This window comes from Streptococcus sp. 27098_8_75, from assembly GCF_041432475.1.
Lineage (GTDB): Bacteria > Bacillota > Bacilli > Lactobacillales > Streptococcaceae > Streptococcus > Streptococcus gordonii.
In genome coordinates this window covers 21,614-37,338 of sequence record NZ_JAPVZR010000005.1, presented here as the reverse complement: position 1 = coordinate 37,338, position 15,725 = coordinate 21,614, and the positions used below count along the sequence as shown (strand labels likewise).

General features: G+C 39.9%; 19 protein-coding genes and 1 riboswitch. Of the genes, 3 read left to right on the top strand and 16 right to left on the bottom strand.

Annotated elements, in window-relative coordinates:
* Positions 1-50: 50 nt before the first annotated feature.
* The 4 genes from O3640_RS08750 to O3640_RS08735 form a co-directional block, all read right to left on the bottom strand.
* Positions 51-359 (bottom strand): MGMT family protein, encoded by a 309-nt coding sequence (locus tag O3640_RS08750; RefSeq protein ID WP_061603092.1) that lies wholly within the window; start codon positions 357-359, stop codon positions 51-53.
* Between the two features lie 95 nt (positions 360-454).
* Positions 455-1,105, bottom strand: coding sequence for a phosphatase PAP2 family protein (locus O3640_RS08745; RefSeq protein WP_125365886.1), 651 nt, complete (start codon positions 1,103-1,105; stop codon positions 455-457).
* Positions 1,095-1,652 carry an ECF transporter S component gene (locus O3640_RS08740; protein ID WP_045635042.1) on the bottom strand — a complete coding sequence of 186 codons (558 nt, stop codon included), beginning with the start codon at positions 1,650-1,652 and terminating at the stop codon, positions 1,095-1,097. Before O3640_RS08740 ends, O3640_RS08745 begins: the two co-directional genes overlap by 11 nt.
* 131 nt (positions 1,653-1,783) lie before the next feature.
* Positions 1,784-1,934, bottom strand: a riboswitch (FMN riboswitch).
* 55 nt (positions 1,935-1,989) lie between these two features.
* On the bottom strand, positions 1,990-2,496 hold the full coding sequence (locus O3640_RS08735) for a tRNA (cytidine(34)-2'-O)-methyltransferase (RefSeq protein WP_061596357.1): 507 nt from the start codon (positions 2,494-2,496) through the stop codon (positions 1,990-1,992).
* Between the two features lie 361 nt (positions 2,497-2,857).
* On the opposite strand from O3640_RS08735, the gene trkA reads away from it, so the two are divergent.
* On the top strand, positions 2,858-4,207 hold the full coding sequence (gene trkA, locus O3640_RS08730; RefSeq protein ID WP_125385314.1) for a Trk system potassium transporter TrkA: 1,350 nt from the start codon (positions 2,858-2,860) through the stop codon (positions 4,205-4,207).
* 4 nt (positions 4,208-4,211) lie between these two features.
* A complete protein-coding gene (locus O3640_RS08725) occupies positions 4,212-5,654 on the top strand; it encodes a TrkH family potassium uptake protein (RefSeq protein WP_268723248.1) in 1,443 nt (480 codons plus the stop codon).
* A 316-nt stretch (positions 5,655-5,970) separates the two neighbouring features.
* Here the strand turns inward: O3640_RS08725 and O3640_RS08720 are convergent, their stop codons facing one another.
* The 12 genes from O3640_RS08720 to O3640_RS08665 all read right to left on the bottom strand — a co-directional run bounded on the left by O3640_RS08720 (position 5,971) and on the right by O3640_RS08665 (position 14,291).
* Positions 5,971-6,747 (bottom strand): hypothetical protein, encoded by a 777-nt coding sequence (locus O3640_RS08720; RefSeq protein ID WP_172672764.1) that lies wholly within the window; start codon positions 6,745-6,747, stop codon positions 5,971-5,973.
* A gap of 184 nt (positions 6,748-6,931) precedes the next feature.
* Positions 6,932-7,186: a membrane protein insertion efficiency factor YidD gene (gene yidD / locus O3640_RS08715; protein ID WP_008809589.1), complete on the bottom strand. Its 255-nt coding sequence runs from the start codon at positions 7,184-7,186 to the stop codon at positions 6,932-6,934.
* Complete coding sequence (locus O3640_RS08710; RefSeq protein ID WP_008809590.1) at positions 7,183-7,911, bottom strand: pseudouridine synthase; 729 nt, start codon at positions 7,909-7,911, stop codon at positions 7,183-7,185. Before O3640_RS08710 ends, yidD begins: the two co-directional genes overlap by 4 nt.
* Before the next feature lie 36 nt (positions 7,912-7,947).
* Positions 7,948-8,514, bottom strand: a complete 567-nt coding sequence (gene scpB / locus O3640_RS08705; protein ID WP_008809591.1) for an SMC-Scp complex subunit ScpB — start codon at positions 8,512-8,514, stop codon at positions 7,948-7,950.
* A 2-nt stretch (positions 8,515-8,516) separates the two neighbouring features.
* On the bottom strand, positions 8,517-9,218 hold the full coding sequence (locus O3640_RS08700) for a segregation/condensation protein A (RefSeq protein WP_008809592.1): 702 nt from the start codon (positions 9,216-9,218) through the stop codon (positions 8,517-8,519).
* A complete protein-coding gene (gene xerD / locus O3640_RS08695) occupies positions 9,218-9,946 on the bottom strand; it encodes a site-specific tyrosine recombinase XerD (RefSeq protein WP_008809593.1) in 729 nt (242 codons plus the stop codon). The genes O3640_RS08700 and xerD overlap by 1 nt, the downstream gene beginning before the upstream one ends.
* On the bottom strand, positions 9,943-10,404 hold the full coding sequence (gene cbpB, locus O3640_RS08690; RefSeq protein ID WP_008809594.1) for a cyclic-di-AMP-binding protein CbpB: 462 nt from the start codon (positions 10,402-10,404) through the stop codon (positions 9,943-9,945). The genes xerD and cbpB overlap by 4 nt, the downstream gene beginning before the upstream one ends.
* Positions 10,401-10,922 carry a metallophosphoesterase gene (locus O3640_RS08685; protein ID WP_045504106.1) on the bottom strand — a complete coding sequence of 174 codons (522 nt, stop codon included), beginning with the start codon at positions 10,920-10,922 and terminating at the stop codon, positions 10,401-10,403. The genes cbpB and O3640_RS08685 overlap by 4 nt, the downstream gene beginning before the upstream one ends.
* Complete coding sequence (locus tag O3640_RS08680) at positions 10,898-11,875, bottom strand: nucleoside-triphosphate diphosphatase (protein ID WP_223349808.1); 978 nt, start codon at positions 11,873-11,875, stop codon at positions 10,898-10,900. Before O3640_RS08680 ends, O3640_RS08685 begins: the two co-directional genes overlap by 25 nt.
* Positions 11,872-12,666, bottom strand: a complete 795-nt coding sequence (gene racE / locus O3640_RS08675) for a glutamate racemase (RefSeq protein ID WP_008809597.1) — start codon at positions 12,664-12,666, stop codon at positions 11,872-11,874. Before racE ends, O3640_RS08680 begins: the two co-directional genes overlap by 4 nt.
* A 71-nt stretch (positions 12,667-12,737) precedes the next feature.
* On the bottom strand, positions 12,738-12,986 hold the full coding sequence (locus tag O3640_RS08670) for a YneF family protein (protein WP_008809598.1): 249 nt from the start codon (positions 12,984-12,986) through the stop codon (positions 12,738-12,740).
* 54 nt (positions 12,987-13,040) lie between these two features.
* Positions 13,041-14,291 (bottom strand): diaminopimelate decarboxylase, encoded by a 1,251-nt coding sequence (locus tag O3640_RS08665; protein WP_008809599.1) that lies wholly within the window; start codon positions 14,289-14,291, stop codon positions 13,041-13,043.
* A gap of 340 nt (positions 14,292-14,631) precedes the next feature.
* Between O3640_RS08665 and O3640_RS08660 the strand changes: the two genes are divergently transcribed.
* Positions 14,632-15,621 (top strand): PTS sugar transporter subunit IIB, encoded by a 990-nt coding sequence (locus O3640_RS08660; RefSeq protein ID WP_046165216.1) that lies wholly within the window; start codon positions 14,632-14,634, stop codon positions 15,619-15,621.
* Positions 15,622-15,725: the final 104 nt, after the last annotated feature.

Sequence of the window (15,725 nt, the reverse complement as noted above, 5' to 3'; positions counted from 1 at the left end):
AAAAAGAGTTTAGAAACAAAAATTCCCTCCTTCACAAGGAAAGAAGGAAATCACCGCTCCCACTGATAACGCTTGAGATCCACACAGCCATTGGCCTTCAAGTCCACTCCTTCCGCCCAGAGCAAGTGTCTCTGATCTTCCCAGCCAGGTGCGAGGCGCCCTGCTGCATTGACTACCCGGTGGCAAGGATGCTTGCTACCATAAAGTTCCGACTGACTGAGAATCTTTCCCACCAAGCGGGCATTTTTAGGCCGCCCAATCAAACGGGCAATCTGGCCATAGGTCGCTACGTGCCCAAATGGAATGGTATCAACAAGAGCTAAAACAGCATTTATGAGTTCTTGATTCAAATTGGACATGCTAACCTCCTAATCTAGTTTGCTCCTATCTTAAAGAAAGTGACTTTCTTTGTCAAGACAAAAAGGCTGGCAAAGCCAACCTTCCTCATCTCTATTTATTTCTGCTTTCCCTTGAAACGCCACTGAAAGCGTAGCTTGTCATAAAAGGGAAATTCGATATTGAGAATGGCAAAGCCCATCAAGGCTCCTCCGATTACATCTGTCGGATAGTGCACGCCCAGATAGACTCTGGAAGCCATAACAGTGAAAATATAGAGTAAGAGCAAAGCTTGTACCAAGCGCTTAATATGCTGGTTCTGAACCCGTTGTTGGACAATAATAATCAAGGTCCCAAGCACAATGGCTGTCGCCATAGAATGTCCGCTCGGGAAAGAATAACCTCCCTCTTCAACTAAATGTGTGATAGAAGGCCTGCTTCTTTGGTAAACAAATTTGATCAACTTGATTAAAATTCCATGTAAGACCAGATTTCCTGCTAGTAAAGCAGCTTCTAATTTCCATTTTTTATACAGGAAAAATAGGACAAGGGCAGAAACCCAAATGATAATCCCCAATGGATCAATCACACTGGTTACAAGCTTAAAAAAAGTTGTCAAAGCTACAGGTAAATCTCCACGCAACCAGGCCTGAATCGGGGTATCAAAATTAGTCAGCTGGTCAGGATAAAATTTGACCATATAACCGAGTATAACGAAAAGTAAAAGGGCAAAAGTGCCCTTTGTTAGATAAGATTGTTTATTTTTCATAGCGTTTTAGAACAGGCTGTAAAAGTGTGTAAATTAGCCAAAAGACAACAGCCCAGATCACTCCTTCTAATAGATTAAAAGGGACAATCATAGTCAGCAGATACTTGGACATACCATATGTTTTATTAATATCAAAATTAGCAAATCTCGCAAAGAGTGGAACTGCATAAATGATATTTAAAACGATCATAGTGACGGTTAGACCAAGCGTTGCCACCAGAGAGGCCTTCACATAGTCAGACAAGCTCTTCCTCTTTTTCCATAAGAGTGCAAAAGCAGAAACAAATACAGTTACCGCCAATATATTCATGGGGAGACCGATAAGAGTGCCTATACCATGATTATTCAAAGCTAGCTTTAAGGCCGAGCGAATTAAGAGTACAGCCATTGAGCTTTTGAAATCCAAGACCACCAAAGCCAGTAAAATCGGAATAATTGAAAAATCCAACTTTAAGAACTCGGTTATCAAAGGAATCTCATAAAGCATGAGTAGAAATGAAAGTGCAGATAAAACTGCTACAATCGCCAATTTACGAGTATTTGTCATCACAGGTTCCTCCAATTTATAAAAATTAGAGAAGCTGGAAAGGCTACCGAAAAAAGCTTGTCAGCTAATGATTATTTAGTATAAGGCTCAGCCCTTAAATAAAGATTAAATGGCAAAATAAATTCAATGCCCTTCGTCTTCTCCCATCCAGACTATACTGTCGGTTGTGGAATCTCACCACATCAGCTTGCGCTCGCGGACTTGATTTGGCATTGAGAAAAAAACATTTCCAATCCAAAAATTACCGCCGGTCGGGAATTACACCCTGCCCTGAAGACTCTTTTATGATACCAAAAAGAACCTGCAATAGCAAGTTCCTTGTTTGATGTAATACAAATTATTTCAGCTTATCCGCTTCATACTCATGTACCAGTTCAAGGCCAACAAAATTCTGCTGGCGCAGGGCCTCGTAAACAATCATACAAACTGTATTTGAAACATTAAGGCTTCTGACATGCTGATCATTCATGGGAATACGCAGAGCTTTTTCAGGGTGCTGGCGCATGAATTCTTCCGGCAGTCCTTTGTCCTCACGGCCAAACATAAAATAATGTTTGCCTTCCTTGGAAAAATCCTCTTCAGAATAGACCTTTTCAGCAAACTTTGAAATCAAGTAAAGCTGGCCATCCATTTTTTCCATAAAGTCTTCCAAACTCTCATAATAACTAATATCCAGCTTATCCCAATAATCCAGACCAGCTCGCTTCATCTTACGATCATCAATAGGGAAGCCCATAGGCTTAATAATATGCAAGGGAGCATTTGTTGCTGCACAAGTCCGAGCTATATTCCCAGTATTTTGTGGGATTTGAGGTTCAAATAGTACAATGTGATTTTCTAGCATCTTTCTCTTTTCCTAGTCGTCATTTGTATAAAAAAATAGCCACACTGCCCGGAGTCAAGCTCAGCAAACAGCGTGGTTAAAGCTTCATTAACTTACATCACAACAGGTTTGAGGTAAATCAATGATAGCACTTTTCTAGTATATCATTTTCCTTTGACATGTCAACTTAAAGAGCTTGAAAATGAACGATTTTTTTATTTTTTCCAAATTATATAAAAAGAGAGCTTTAATTTCTCGAACAAATGGAGGAGCAACTGGAAAAAATCCTCTCTAATTTCTTGGTAAAACCACTACATTGAAGCAAAGAGATGAAATTTGTTACAAAATAGAGTATGATAGATACATATCTCGGAGGTATAAGATGAAGATTATTCTTGTTGGTGGTGGTAAAGTCGGAAGCGCCCTTTGTCGCTCGCTTGTTGCTGAGAATCATGATGTGGTTCTTATCGAGCAGGATGAGGCTGTTCTCAACCACTTGACCAAACGTTACGATATTATTGGTATTCTAGGAAATGGAGCCAACTTTAAAGTTTTAGAGCAAGCAAATATTGAATCTTGCGATATTTTTATCTCTATGACTGAACACGACGAAGTCAATATGGTTTCCGCAGTTTTAGCAAAGAAAATGGGAGCTAAAGAAACTGTTGTCCGCGTCCGCAATCCTGAGTATTCTAATCCTTTCTTTAAGGAAAAAAACATTCTTGGCTTCTCTTTGGTTGTCAACCCTGAACAATTGGCTGCACGTTCGATTGCTAATATCATTGATTTCCCGAACGCTTTATCGGTAGAGCATTTTGCCAATGGACGGGTTGCTCTGATGGAATTCAAGGTAAAGGAAAATAGCCCCTTGTGTCAGACGACTATTTCTGACTTCCGGAAACAATATGGAAATGTCATTATCTGCGCTATTGAACGGAATAATGAACTGACTATTCCTGATGGAGATGTCAGCATCCAGGCAAACGATAAGATATATATGACCGGAAACCGCTCAGAAATTATGGCTTTCCACCATTACATCCGCCCACGAGTTATCAAAAGCTTGCTGATTATCGGGGCGGGTAAGATTGCTTACTATCTTTTAAACATTCTGAAAGATAGTAAAATTGATCTTAAAGTCTTAGAAATTAATCGTCAAAGAGCTGAATGGTTCAGCCAGGAATTTCCTGATATTTACGTTGTTCATGGTGATGGTACTGCCAAAGATATCCTTTTAGAAGAAAGTGCACCAAATTATGATGCAGTTGCCACTCTTACAGGAGTGGATGAAGAAAACATCATTGCATCTATGTTCCTAAACAGTATCGGTGTTCAAAAAAATATTACAAAAATCAATCGAACTAGCCTGCTAGAAATTATTGATAGTCAAGATTTTGCTAGTATCGTTACACCAAAAGGAATTGCTGTAGATACCATTATGCACTTTATCCGCGGTCGCTATAATGCACAATTCTCTAGCTTAGAAGCTTTGCACCATGTTGCAAACGGTCGCATTGAAACTCTGCAATTCCAGATTAAAGAAGAGAATAAGATGACAAATCGACCTTTGTCTCAGCTGAAACTGAAAAAAGGAGTTCTTTTGGCAGCTATCATCCGTCAAGGAAAAGCCATTTTCCCAACTGGTGACGATCAAATTAAGGCTGGAGACAAAATTCTTGTCACAACCTTATTGCAAAACATCACCAAAATTTATGACTTGTTAGAGGAGTAATCAGATGAATAAATCCATGATTCGTTATCTTCTCTCTAAGTTGTTACTGATTGAGGCCTGCCTTCTTTTAGTGCCAGTTGTCATAGCTGTCATCTATCAGGAGCCAGCTAAAGTCTTTCTATCCTTGGGTCTTACAATTGGTATTTTACTAATTTTAGGTGGAGTTGGTATTTTCTTTAAACCCAAAGACGCTCACATCTACGCTAAGGAAGGCGTCTTGATTGTTGCACTCTGTTGGATTCTTTGGTCCTTCTTCGGGGCTCTACCTTTTGTCTTTTCTGGACAAATTCCAAATATTATAGACGCTTTCTTTGAAGTCAGCTCAGGATTTACTACAACTGGTGCCACTATTCTCAACGATGTTGGTGTCCTCTCCCACTCTCTGCTTTTCTGGCGCAGTTTTACCCACTTAATTGGTGGTATGGGAGTGTTAGTATTTGCCTTAGCTATTATGGATAATGCCAAGAACGGTCACTTGGAAGTCATGAAGGCTGAAGTGCCAGGTCCTGTCTTTGGCAAGGTCGTCTCCAAACTTAAAGACACTGCCCAAATTCTCTACATCATCTACTTGGCCCTTTTTGCCATCTTTACTCTTCTTTATTTCCTAGCAGGAATGCCATTATTTGACAGCTTCATTATTGGTATGGGAACAGCTGGTACAGGTGGTTTTACCGTTTATAATGACGGAATTGCCCACTACAATAGTCCACTGATTACCTATCTGGTTAGCTTTGGAGTCTTGACTTTTGGGGTCAACTTTAACCTTTACTATTTCTTCCTGATCAGAAAATTCAAAGCTTTCTTTGCGGATGAAGAGCTAAAAGGGTATTTGACAATCGTTGGGGTTTCCACTCTCCTCATTACCTTCAATATTCTCCATATTTTCCACGGGAATATTGCTGACAGCTTGGAAATGTCATTCTTCCAAGTCTCCAATACCATCACTACAACAGGTTTTGGTTTTGGAAACACTGTTGATTGGCCTCTCTTTTCACAGTTTATCCTCTTGCTTTTAATGTGTATCGGAGGGTCTGCAGGTTCTACCGCCGGAGGATTTAAAGTCATTCGTTGTATGATTTTGGCGAGGATTGCAAAAAATCAGATTCTATCAACCCTTTCTCCAAACCGGGTATTGACCTTACATGTCAACGGAAATGTACTAGATAAAGATACCCAGCACAAGGTCTTAAAGTACATGGTTGTCTATATGATGATTATTGCGGCACTTATTTTTATTGTGAGCTTTGATAATAATAACTTTATGACCGTTGTCAGTGGAGTACTAAGCTGTTTTAATAACATCGGGCCGATGATCGGAACAACTGAGAGCTTTTCTATTTTCAGTCCCCTTTCTAAATTTCTCTTGTCCTTGGCTATGATTACTGGACGCCTGGAAATCTATCCAATGCTCCTGCTCTTCCTACCCAAAACTTGGTCTAGAAGATAGGACTCATTCAGGGAATACCGGTCTATCAAAAAAGTCTTACTAAATAATGTTAGCTCTCTCATTTCTATAGTGGATCAACAACTATAGGCATGAGAGAGCTTTTTAATTACAAAGAATAGGCCTGGTAAAACTATAATAAAAATAAACAAATTCTCCATCATCAAAAAGTTACCTATAGGATCTAGACGAAGCTCTTACTCAAGAAAGGTTTCCCAACTTAGTCTATAAAAAACAGAGAGGCTGGCGCCCTATGCCCAGCCTCTCTGTGTGACTTGTTTTTTTGCATTATGAAGTGCCTTGGATTTACTCTTCCCTCTTATTCATCTCCTTCAATCTCTTCTCTTTGATCCTCATAAAATATTACTTTCCCATCTTTGACTTTAAAGGAATAGTTTAGAGACGTATCCGATTCACTCTTATAACTGTAATATGTTAATCTATAGTTTCCATCAGGAAGGTCTTTGGCATCAATCTTTTTAGCTGCGTCTTTTAAATCTTGCTCCTTGATGGATGCTACATCATCTAAAAATATGGTCATTTCGACCAACTCTTGATCAATCAAGGTTTGAAAAGGGATTTGATAGTGGCCTGCAAAATCTTTTTTCCCTTCCTTGATGTTCTGGGAGACAAGGGCATTTAGCATTTCCTCTTTACTATCACCATACACATTGGATTGAATGCTAAAAAATTTAATAGGAAGGCCGATAGACTGCTTCATTAATTTGTTTTCAATTTTTTCCTCTATTTTTTTAACAGATTTCTGTTCTACAAACACATACTCATAATATGGAAGGGAGGGACTATTTGACCCTCCATCATGATAACTTGTATTTTGTTCCAAAGTCACCGTCTGACCATCATAGGTTTTTTCAGAGTAGGTATAATTCACATTATAAGTAGGAATTTCTAAAGGGGTCCAATCCAAATGATTGATAGTGACTTTCCCATGAAGGCCAACCTTCTCACATTCTCTAGTAACTATTTCTTTGGCTCTTCGATAATCGCTAGGCATCATAATCTTGCAACTGGTCAAAAGTACAGCTGATACCAGCAAAGCAAGCAAAAGTATAGGACAATCTATTTTATTTTTCATCTTATTTCCTCCAATAAGATACGATTTAGGAGATAAAAATTGATAACAATAAAAAAATATATAATCTATATTGATGTTTTGAAGTTCTATGAAAACAAACCTATTTCTTATTCCTTTTTCTCCATTATTTAAAGGAAGGTCAGAATAGAGAGCCTTTCGATTAGAGATAAAGAACTATACGTATCTAGTGAGACTGTTTTCTTGTATCGTTTCTTTTCAGGCTAAAATGGTCTGGTACGGGATCTTCTCCCGGCTGAGACCAAGGATGGCAACGAAAAATCCGCGCCAAACCCATCAGGACACCTTTGGCTCCATGCTTCTGAATAGCCTCAATCATATAATTAGAGCAGGTGGGCCGAAAACGACAGGAAGGTGGAAATGCAGGTGAAATAAAACGTTGGTAAAAGCGAACTGGAGCGATTAAAAGCTTTTTAATCATTTTCCAGCCTTTGTAATAGCCAAATTATGAAGCTGGCTTATTTCTTTTTTATTGAGGCGTCTAGATTCACCTGGTCGAAGTCCTGTCAGATCCAAATGTCCGAAGCGCGTCCGAGACAGCTTATCTACCTCTAAGCCGACCGCTTGGAACATCTTTTTCACTTGATGATTCCGACCCTCATGGATGGTCAGCTGAACAACAGACCGATTTTTGACAGGATCGACTTTTATGATTTCATAAACTGCCGGTTTGGTCTTTTTACCATCAATTTCTACACCACGAGTCAATGGGAGAAGATTTTCTTTGTTGGCGATTCCTTTTACACGAGCGACATAAACCTTGTCAATCTCATTACGTGGATGAATCATCTCATCTGTAAAATCGCCATCATTAGTCAGGATAAGAAGTCCAGAAGTATCCCAGTCTAGACGACCAACCGGATAAATCCGTTCTTTGACTTGAGGCAACAAGTCTACCACCGTTTTACGTCCCTTGTCATCTGTCACACTAGAAATGACTCCACGAGGCTTATTTAACAGGTAGTAGACCTTTTCCTCATTATAGATAGGCTGCCCTTCTACTTCGACTTTGTCACCTGTTTTAACCAAGGTTGCCAGTTCTCGAACCACCTGGCCATTGATTGTCACAAGGCCTTGCTTAATCAGCTCTTCTGCTTTCCGGCGACTAGCCACTCCTGCATGGGCAATATATTTATTAATTCTCATCTTTCATCCTTTCACAAGATACACAGTTCAGCCATTTTATTCTAACTCTGATTCGGTCGCTTGACCAAATAATTGGCTTTCTTCTGCTACCAATTCTGTATCTGTCACGACTGGTAATTCGTCCAAATGGTTGATTCCCATGTAATCTAAGAAATAATCTGTTGTCACATAAAGGTTAGGACGACCAAGGACCTCCTTTTTACCATCTTCTCGAACCAGCTCAAATGCCAATAACTTAGCAAGCGCCCCGCTAGAATTAACCCCACGGATATCATCAATCTCTACTCGAGTGATTGGCTGTTTATAAGCAATAATTGACAGAGTTTCTAAAGCAGCGCGTGACAGACTCTGATTGATCGGCGATTTAGAATAAGCACGCAGGAGTTCTGCAAAAGCTTGTTTGGTAACTAATTTATAAGTGTTAGACGTTTCAAGTAAAGCCAGACTACAGTCAGCATCGGCTTCGTACTTAGCTGCCAATTTTTCTAAACTTTGGCTAACTCCCGTAGGAGGAATGGACAGGATTTCAGCAATCTGCCGAACTTTCAAGCCGTCTTCCCCTGCCACAAAAAGAAGCGCTTCTATTTCTGATAACTTACTCATGTTTACTTCCTAATTAGATAGATACTTCCAAAATTTTCTTCTTGGAGCAATTGAATCTCCTGTACTTTCACTAATTCCAAGGTTGCTAAAAAGAGAGTGATGACCTCGTTCATGTCCTTGGTCTCAGTAAATAACTCCTGTAAGGCCAATTTTTTTTGACTCTTACAGCGTTCCAAGACCACATCCATCATGTCTTCAATCTTATATTCATCTTTGACAATGGTAGTATGACTATGACGAAATTCTTCTCTTTTTTTAGCTAATAAGCCAGAAAAGGCCAAAAACAAATCAATGGCTGAGCGGTCATGCACCAACTCAGCATCTTCATAAACTAATTCAATCTTAGGCTTAGAATAATATTGAGCCCGCTCTTCGTGCTGCTCCGCCATTTTCTCACCGAGAAGTTTAAATTTACGATACTCCTCAATTTGACTCAACAGGTCATGTTCTAAATCTTCCTCTAAGTCAGCATCATCCACTACTTTAGGTAGAAGTTTGCGACTTTTAATAAGCATAAGCTGACTAGCCATGACCATATATTCCCCAGCCACCTCCAGGCGCATGGCCTGCAAGGTCGCAACATAGGCTAAATATTGTTCAATAACCTCTGTAATTGGAACATCATAAATATCCATCTGGTACTTGGAAACTAAATGGAGTAGCAAATCCAGGGGTCCCTCAAAATCTTTAATTTTTATATCCATTATCTATATTTTTCTAATGTAGTAATACTTTTCAACCCTAGATCACGAGCGATATCATGCAGGCTTCGATTATCTTTCAACTGTCGCAAAATATATTGTTCTCTCAAACTCTGAGCAGACAAACCTGCCTGCCCTTTTTCTGATAAAAATGCCTCTAGTTGACGAAAGGCCCACTGTCTCGAATAAGGTTTTCCTTTTTTTTCAAATAAATAGGTCCCTGAAGCCATCCTACTTAATTCTTCTGTCAATTTGGAAGAAAGTTGGACAATCCTCTTTTGACCCGCTTTCTCAACACTTAAAATCTGAAAATCAAACTGGATATCCGTGACTTTTATAGGCAAAATTTCACTCGGCAAAAGACCATTTTCTAAAATCAGAAGGGCAATTAAACGCCCCTGAGGAACTTGACTCTCCTGCCAAAAAACTGATAAATCAAGGAGCGAACCTTGTGAAGAGCTTTCTTTCTGATCCTTGGGAATACTTAGTTTGTAGTAATGTTCTATATATTTCTTATTATAGAGAAAATACAAAAATTGGTTAACTGCTGATAATTTCCGTTTTTGCACAGAAAGCTTTAAAGGCTGCAAAGAAGACTGATAGAGGCGCAGACTAGTATCATTTATTGTTCCAACTTGTTCAAGGAATTGTTCTAAATCGTAGGTATAAGCAAGCCTGGAATTTTTAGATAACTGTTTTTGCTGTATAAACTGGTCGATTGCTTCTTTCATTTAGCTTTCATCTCATATCTGCTTGAAAAATCATGCAAAAGGGCATTAACTGCTTTGAGAATCGACTTTCTCGTGATAATTCCATGAAAATGCTGATCTTCTCCTACCACAGGCAAGAAGGACTCATCTATCAATTTATGCAAGACTTCTGAAATCGTGTAATCAACTCCTACAGTTAAGCCATTTGTTTTAGTCATGTGAACGATGTCCATCGCCATAAATTCTTCTTCTGGAAGATCATGCTGCATCCGATAAGCCATGATATCTGTCAGAGAAATAGTCCCGACAAATTTCTTTTCATCCGTCACAACTGGAATTCGCGAATAGGTCATCTGACTCAACAACAAAATAGCGTGATCAACATTGTGACTGTCTACCAACACTGCTAAATTTTCAGCAGGTGTCAGAAAAGCACCTTCTTGTTTCACAAGATATTCTTCAAATGCCTGGGCTATCATCTAGCAAACTCCTTTGACAAACTTGGGTATAGTTGATGCTGACGAGTGAAATAATCCACTTTGAAACGATCTTCTTCAATTTCAACCTTAGCATAAAGACGCTCCGTAATCAAACCGCGTGGCTGACTGATAGACCCTGGATTTAAAAATAGAGTCTTCCCTTCCATCCAAGCATCCGGAATATGTAGGTGGCCATAAAGACAAATGTCCGCATTTTCTTCTTGGGCCCACAAATCTAGCTTTTGAAAAGAAAAGTTGATTTGGAATAAATGACCGTGAGCTTGTGCTATACGAGTCCCATTCAAATCTGTCACTAGTCGATCCGGATAGCCATCATAAAAGTCCATATTGCCAGCAACAACATGAATCCCCTCCCACACAGGATCATCACTTGGCAATTCAGAGTCACCATTGTGGAAAATGCCGTCTACCTTACCTAAGTAATAATTTTTTATCTCCTCAACAATTGCTCGATCACCGTGAGAGTCACTCATTACAATGATTGTTTGCTTTGCCATGCTGGAAATACCTCCATTAACTTTTTCACCGCCTGAGCACGATGAGATTGCTCATTCTTCTCTTCTACTGTTAGCTCAGCTGATGTCTTGCCTGTTTCACCAACCAAAAAGAGAGGATCATAACCAAAGCCATTTTCTCCCTTTGGTTCAAAATTGATATAACCAGGCCAATCAGCCTCGACTACTAAACTTTCTTTTTCGGGACTAGCCACGACCAGTGTTGTATGAAAATGAGCTGCACGATCCTTTAATTCAAAGACCATTGCTAACTCATGCAAAAGCTTGATATTATTCTCCGTATCGGTTGCACCTACTCCAGCAAAACGAGCGGACCAGACTCCAGGAAGTCCTCCAAGAATATCAACTTGTAAACCCGAATCATCAGCCAAAACCATTTTCCCAGTTAGCTGGCTAATGGTTTCTGCCTTGAGCCGGGCATTTTCTTCAAAGGTCATTCCTGTTTCAGCCACTTCTGGCAAGTCGGGGTAGTCATTGAGATTCTCAACCTTGTAGCCCAATTTTCCAAATAACTTTCGAAACTCTTTCGTTTTGCCTTCATTTCGAGTAGCGATTAAAAGAGTATCCTTGACTTCTTTAGCTCCCAAAAAATCAGTCAATGAAACTCCGCCTTGAGGTATATAGACATACAAAAGTTGGCCTGACTCCACTACAAGTAAAGCCCCTTGACGCTGGATCAGTTCTAACTTTCTTTTAGCCTCTTCATTGATAAGGTCTACTAAAAAGACCAATAAGCGATATGCAGAATGGTAACGTAAAATCGTCACTTCAATTGGGAAATTATGTCCATCCTTATTCAGAGCTACTTGCAAATCTTCTAAAATTTTGCAAGCCTCAGCTGATACCTGCGAAAAATTACTAAAAGATTCCGTTTCGCTCCACTTAGTGATATACCAGTCTTGGTCATCCTTATATTCGTATATTTTTTCACTCATAAATCTATATGCTCCACGCTTACCTTCTGTCCAAGCCAATGTTCAGCAATCTCAGCAAAACTCTTAGCACTGGCTGTTGTATAAAAACGATGCTGCAAAGTCTGTTCTTCTCGGCTACGATTAATTTCAAAGTAGTTTAAAAGAACAGAGATATCCCTTACACACTCTGCCCCACTGTCAATCAGTTTAACATCCGGTCCCATCACATTTTGAATAATAGATCTCAGGAGAGGATAATGTGTACAACCCAGAACAAGCGTGTCCACCTTCCCTGCTAACGGAAGCAAGGTCTCATAGACAACTTTTTTTGTAACACTGGACGTTAGCTCATTTGACTCAACTAGAGGAACAAACTTAGGACAAGCCAAGCTACTAACCTCCATCTCAGGTGACAAAGCTTCAATTTTCTTGCGATAGATATCTGAAGTGACTGTCATTGGTGTCCCAATCACTCCAATCTTTCCTGAATGAGTTGACTTTATTGCTGCAGAAGCCCCAGGTAGAATTACTCCTAAAACTGGAATATCTAGTTTTTCTTTAATCTCTTCCCAGACAACAGCTGTCGCTGTATTACAAGCAATAACTATCATTTTCACATCTTTAGTCAAAAGAAAATTGACCAGTTGCCAGGTATAGTCTCTGATTTGCTCAGCTGGTCTTGGTCCATAAGGAGCACGAGCAGAATCCCCGATATAAATGACTTCTTCGTGGGGAAGCTGTCGCATCAATTCACGTACAACCGTCAAACCGCCCACTCCGGAATCTAGAAAACCAATCGGTCGATTATCCATAAAATCTTCTTTCTAAATAAGGGATTGGGCCTACAGCCCAAATCCCCTTTTGATATTTAATAATCAAATGATTATTTTTTCTTTTTGCTGTTAGCTAAAGCTGATTTCTGTTGGTTGATAATTTGGCGATAAACTTGTTGGACTTTTGCCTCACTTGGACGCTGTCCACTTGCTCCAAGCAAAGTACGAACTGCTTCCACATTCAAACGCGGATTTTCAGCAAATTCTTTTTCGACTTGCTTACGAAGGATATACATTCCTGCAAATACACCACCTGCAAAAGCAAGAATAATCAGCAAAATTGCTAAAAATAAACTCATAAAATAAATCTCCTATTTCCTTTTTTGCGTTGCTTTCATTATACCAAATCTTCTTTATTTTTCAAAGTCAAATCCATAGAGAGTCGCAAAATAATCTTCTGGTCTTTCAGCTCGACGAATCATACGAACATTTCCATCTTCTTCCAAGAGAATTTCGCTGGAACGAAGTTTGGCATTGTACTGATACCCCATTGAAAAGCCATGGGCACCTGTATCGTGAATTACGAGTGTATCACCGATTTGGCTGATAGGCAGCGGACGATTAATGGCAAATTTATCATTATTCTCACAGAGACTACCGACAACATCCACAATCTCCGTCTCACCCTCAGGTCGATCCATATTGGTAATGTGGTGATAAGAACCATACATAGCTGGACGCAGCAGATTAACCGCTGAGGCATCCACCCCCAGATAGGTTCGGTAGGTCTGCTTCTTATGGGTAACCTTGGTAACAAGTAGGCCAAAAGGTGCCAACATAAAGCGACCCAGCTCTGTATAAATCTTGACCTTTCCTAGGCCAGCAGGTATCAGAATAGCTTCATAGGCCTGACGAACTCCTTGACCGATGACTGCAATGTCATTTTTCTCACCTTCAGGTTGGTAATTGATACCGACACCACCAGATAGATTGATAAAATCCAACTCAACTCCTGTCTCAGCCACTACTTCCACAGCCAGCTCAAAAAGCTGACGGGCCAGTTCAGGATAGTAGTCATTGCTGACAGTATTTGAGGCCAAGAGGGCATGGATCCCAAACTTCTCAGCTCCCAGCTCCTTGAGCTCTTTGAAAGCCTGAATCAACTGGTCCTTAGTCATACCAAACTTGGCTTCTTCTGGATTATCCATGATGCTGGTTTCCAGCTCAAAGACACCGCCAGGGTTGTAACGGCAAGAAATGACCTTGGGAATACCAGCAGCCTCCTTTAAAAAAGCCACATCTTCATAGGCATCCAGATTGATAGTCGCTCCAAGGTCACGCGCAAACTGAAATTCCTCAGCTGGTGTGTTATTGGACGAAAACATGATATCCTGTCCAGCAAAGCCCAGCTTTTGACTCATGAGCAGTTCGACATAGCTGGCACAGTCCACCCCACAACCTTCTTCTTTGAGGATTTTTAAAATAGCAGGATTGGGAGTGGCCTTAACGGCAAAATACTCTTTAAAGCCTGGATTCCAAGAAAAGGCCTCATGCAGGGCACGCGCTCTTTCCCGAATTCCCTTCTCATCATAAAGATGGAAAGGGGTTGGAAACTGAGCCGTAATCTCGGCTAGCTTTTCACGACTGATAAAAGGAGTTTTCATAATATGCCACACTTTCATTGTAATTCACTCTATTATACCATAAGTATCTCATAAGCTTTCCACCCCAGTACATCTCCTTCGTATCTATCATTTTCTACCACCTTCATTCATATATTAACCGATCTTTTTCAAACTGGTTTTTTATTTTTATATTTTTCTACTATTTAAATATTAAAAAATGTACTTGTAGCAATATTTTAGAGTACTTTTATTCCTTGAATGAATTTGATTCATTTTGGCGCCTCCCCCTTGTTTTTTTCCTGAAAACGTTTTATAATAAGGTTGTCTTAAACTTTTCTTAAAGTTTGGTCAAACATTTTAATAAGGGGGAATGTCAATAATGAGTATTGGAATCATTATTGCAAGCCATGGTGAATTTGCTGCTGGCATTCATCAATCAGGTTCTATGATTTTTGGCGAACAAGAAAAAGTACAAGTTGTTACTTTTATGCCAAATGAAGGCCCTGATGATTTGTATGCTAAATTCAATAACGCTGTGGCACAGTTTGATGCGGACGATGAAGTCTTAGTCTTGGCTGACCTTTGGAGTGGTTCTCCATTCAACCAAGCTAGCCGTGTAATGGGTGAAAATCCAGATCGCAAGTTCGCTATTATTACAGGTTTGAATCTGCCAATGTTGATTCAAGCATATACAGAAAGAATGATGGATGCTAACGCTGGTGTTGATGCCGTCGTAGCTAATATCATCAAAGAAGCTAAAGAAGGTGTGAAAGCTCTGCCTGAAGAATTGAATCCAGCAGAAGAAGTTGCAAGCGCTCCTGTTGCAGCAACTGCTCAAGCTGCTATTCCAGAAGGTACTGTTATCGGTGATGGCAAGCTCAAAATCAATCTTGCGCGTATCGATACACGTTTGCTTCATGGACAAGTCGCAACTGCTTGGACACCAGATTCAAAAGCAGACCGTATTATCGTAGCTTCTGACTCAGTAGCTAAGGATGAACTCCGCAAAGAGTTAATCAAACAAGCCGCACCGGGTAATGTAAAAGCAAACGTTGTGCCTATCGACAAACTGATTGCTGTTTCAAAAGACCCACGCTTTGGTAATACTCATGCTTTGATCCTGTTTGAAACTCCTCAAGATGCTCTTCGTGCTATTGAAGGCGGTGTGCCAATCAAGACTCTCAATGTAGGTTCTATGGCTCACTCGACAGGTAAAACAATGGTTAACAACGTACTATCAATGGACAAGGACGATGTAGCGACTTACGAAAAACTTCGTGACCTTGGCGTTGAATTTGACGTGCGTAAAGTACCAAATGACTCTAAGAAAGACTTGTTTGACTTAATTGAAAAAGCAAACGTTCAATAATACATTAATTGAATAAAATTTGGACGGATAGTTTAGCAAAACTACACCTCTCAGTTCTTTCTAGGTCTTGCCTGACTATTTTACGTCCTCATATCTCATGAAAG

Coding starts and splice junctions, on each gene's coding strand:
- O3640_RS08750 (WP_061603092.1), bottom strand. CDS start 359: ATGTCCAATTTGAATCAAGAACTCATAAATGCTGTTTTAGCTCTTGTT.
- trkA (WP_125385314.1), top strand. CDS start 2,858: ATGAAGATTATTCTTGTTGGTGGTGGTAAAGTCGGAAGCGCCCTTTGT.
- O3640_RS08665 (WP_008809599.1), bottom strand. CDS start 14,291: ATGAAAACTCCTTTTATCAGTCGTGAAAAGCTAGCCGAGATTACGGCT.
- O3640_RS08670 (WP_008809598.1), bottom strand. CDS start 12,986: ATGAGTTTATTTTTAGCAATTTTGCTGATTATTCTTGCTTTTGCAGGT.
- xerD (WP_008809593.1), bottom strand. CDS start 9,946: ATGAAAGAAGCAATCGACCAGTTTATACAGCAAAAACAGTTATCTAAA.
- O3640_RS08680 (WP_223349808.1), bottom strand. CDS start 11,875: ATGAGTGAAAAAATATACGAATATAAGGATGACCAAGACTGGTATATC.
- scpB (WP_008809591.1), bottom strand. CDS start 8,514: ATGAGTAAGTTATCAGAAATAGAAGCGCTTCTTTTTGTGGCAGGGGAA.
- O3640_RS08685 (WP_045504106.1), bottom strand. CDS start 10,922: ATGGCAAAGCAAACAATCATTGTAATGAGTGACTCTCACGGTGATCGA.
- O3640_RS08710 (WP_008809590.1), bottom strand. CDS start 7,911: ATGAGAATTAATAAATATATTGCCCATGCAGGAGTGGCTAGTCGCCGG.
- O3640_RS08735 (WP_061596357.1), bottom strand. CDS start 2,496: ATGCTAGAAAATCACATTGTACTATTTGAACCTCAAATCCCACAAAAT.
- O3640_RS08725 (WP_268723248.1), top strand. CDS start 4,212: ATGAATAAATCCATGATTCGTTATCTTCTCTCTAAGTTGTTACTGATT.
- O3640_RS08700 (WP_008809592.1), bottom strand. CDS start 9,218: ATGGATATAAAAATTAAAGATTTTGAGGGACCCCTGGATTTGCTACTC.
- racE (WP_008809597.1), bottom strand. CDS start 12,666: ATGGATAATCGACCGATTGGTTTTCTAGATTCCGGAGTGGGCGGTTTG.
- yidD (WP_008809589.1), bottom strand. CDS start 7,186: ATGATTAAAAAGCTTTTAATCGCTCCAGTTCGCTTTTACCAACGTTTT.
- O3640_RS08660 (WP_046165216.1), top strand. CDS start 14,632: ATGAGTATTGGAATCATTATTGCAAGCCATGGTGAATTTGCTGCTGGC.
- O3640_RS08745 (WP_125365886.1), bottom strand. CDS start 1,105: ATGAAAAATAAACAATCTTATCTAACAAAGGGCACTTTTGCCCTTTTA.
- O3640_RS08720 (WP_172672764.1), bottom strand. CDS start 6,747: ATGAAAAATAAAATAGATTGTCCTATACTTTTGCTTGCTTTGCTGGTA.
- cbpB (WP_008809594.1), bottom strand. CDS start 10,404: ATGATAGCCCAGGCATTTGAAGAATATCTTGTGAAACAAGAAGGTGCT.
- O3640_RS08740 (WP_045635042.1), bottom strand. CDS start 1,652: ATGACAAATACTCGTAAATTGGCGATTGTAGCAGTTTTATCTGCACTT.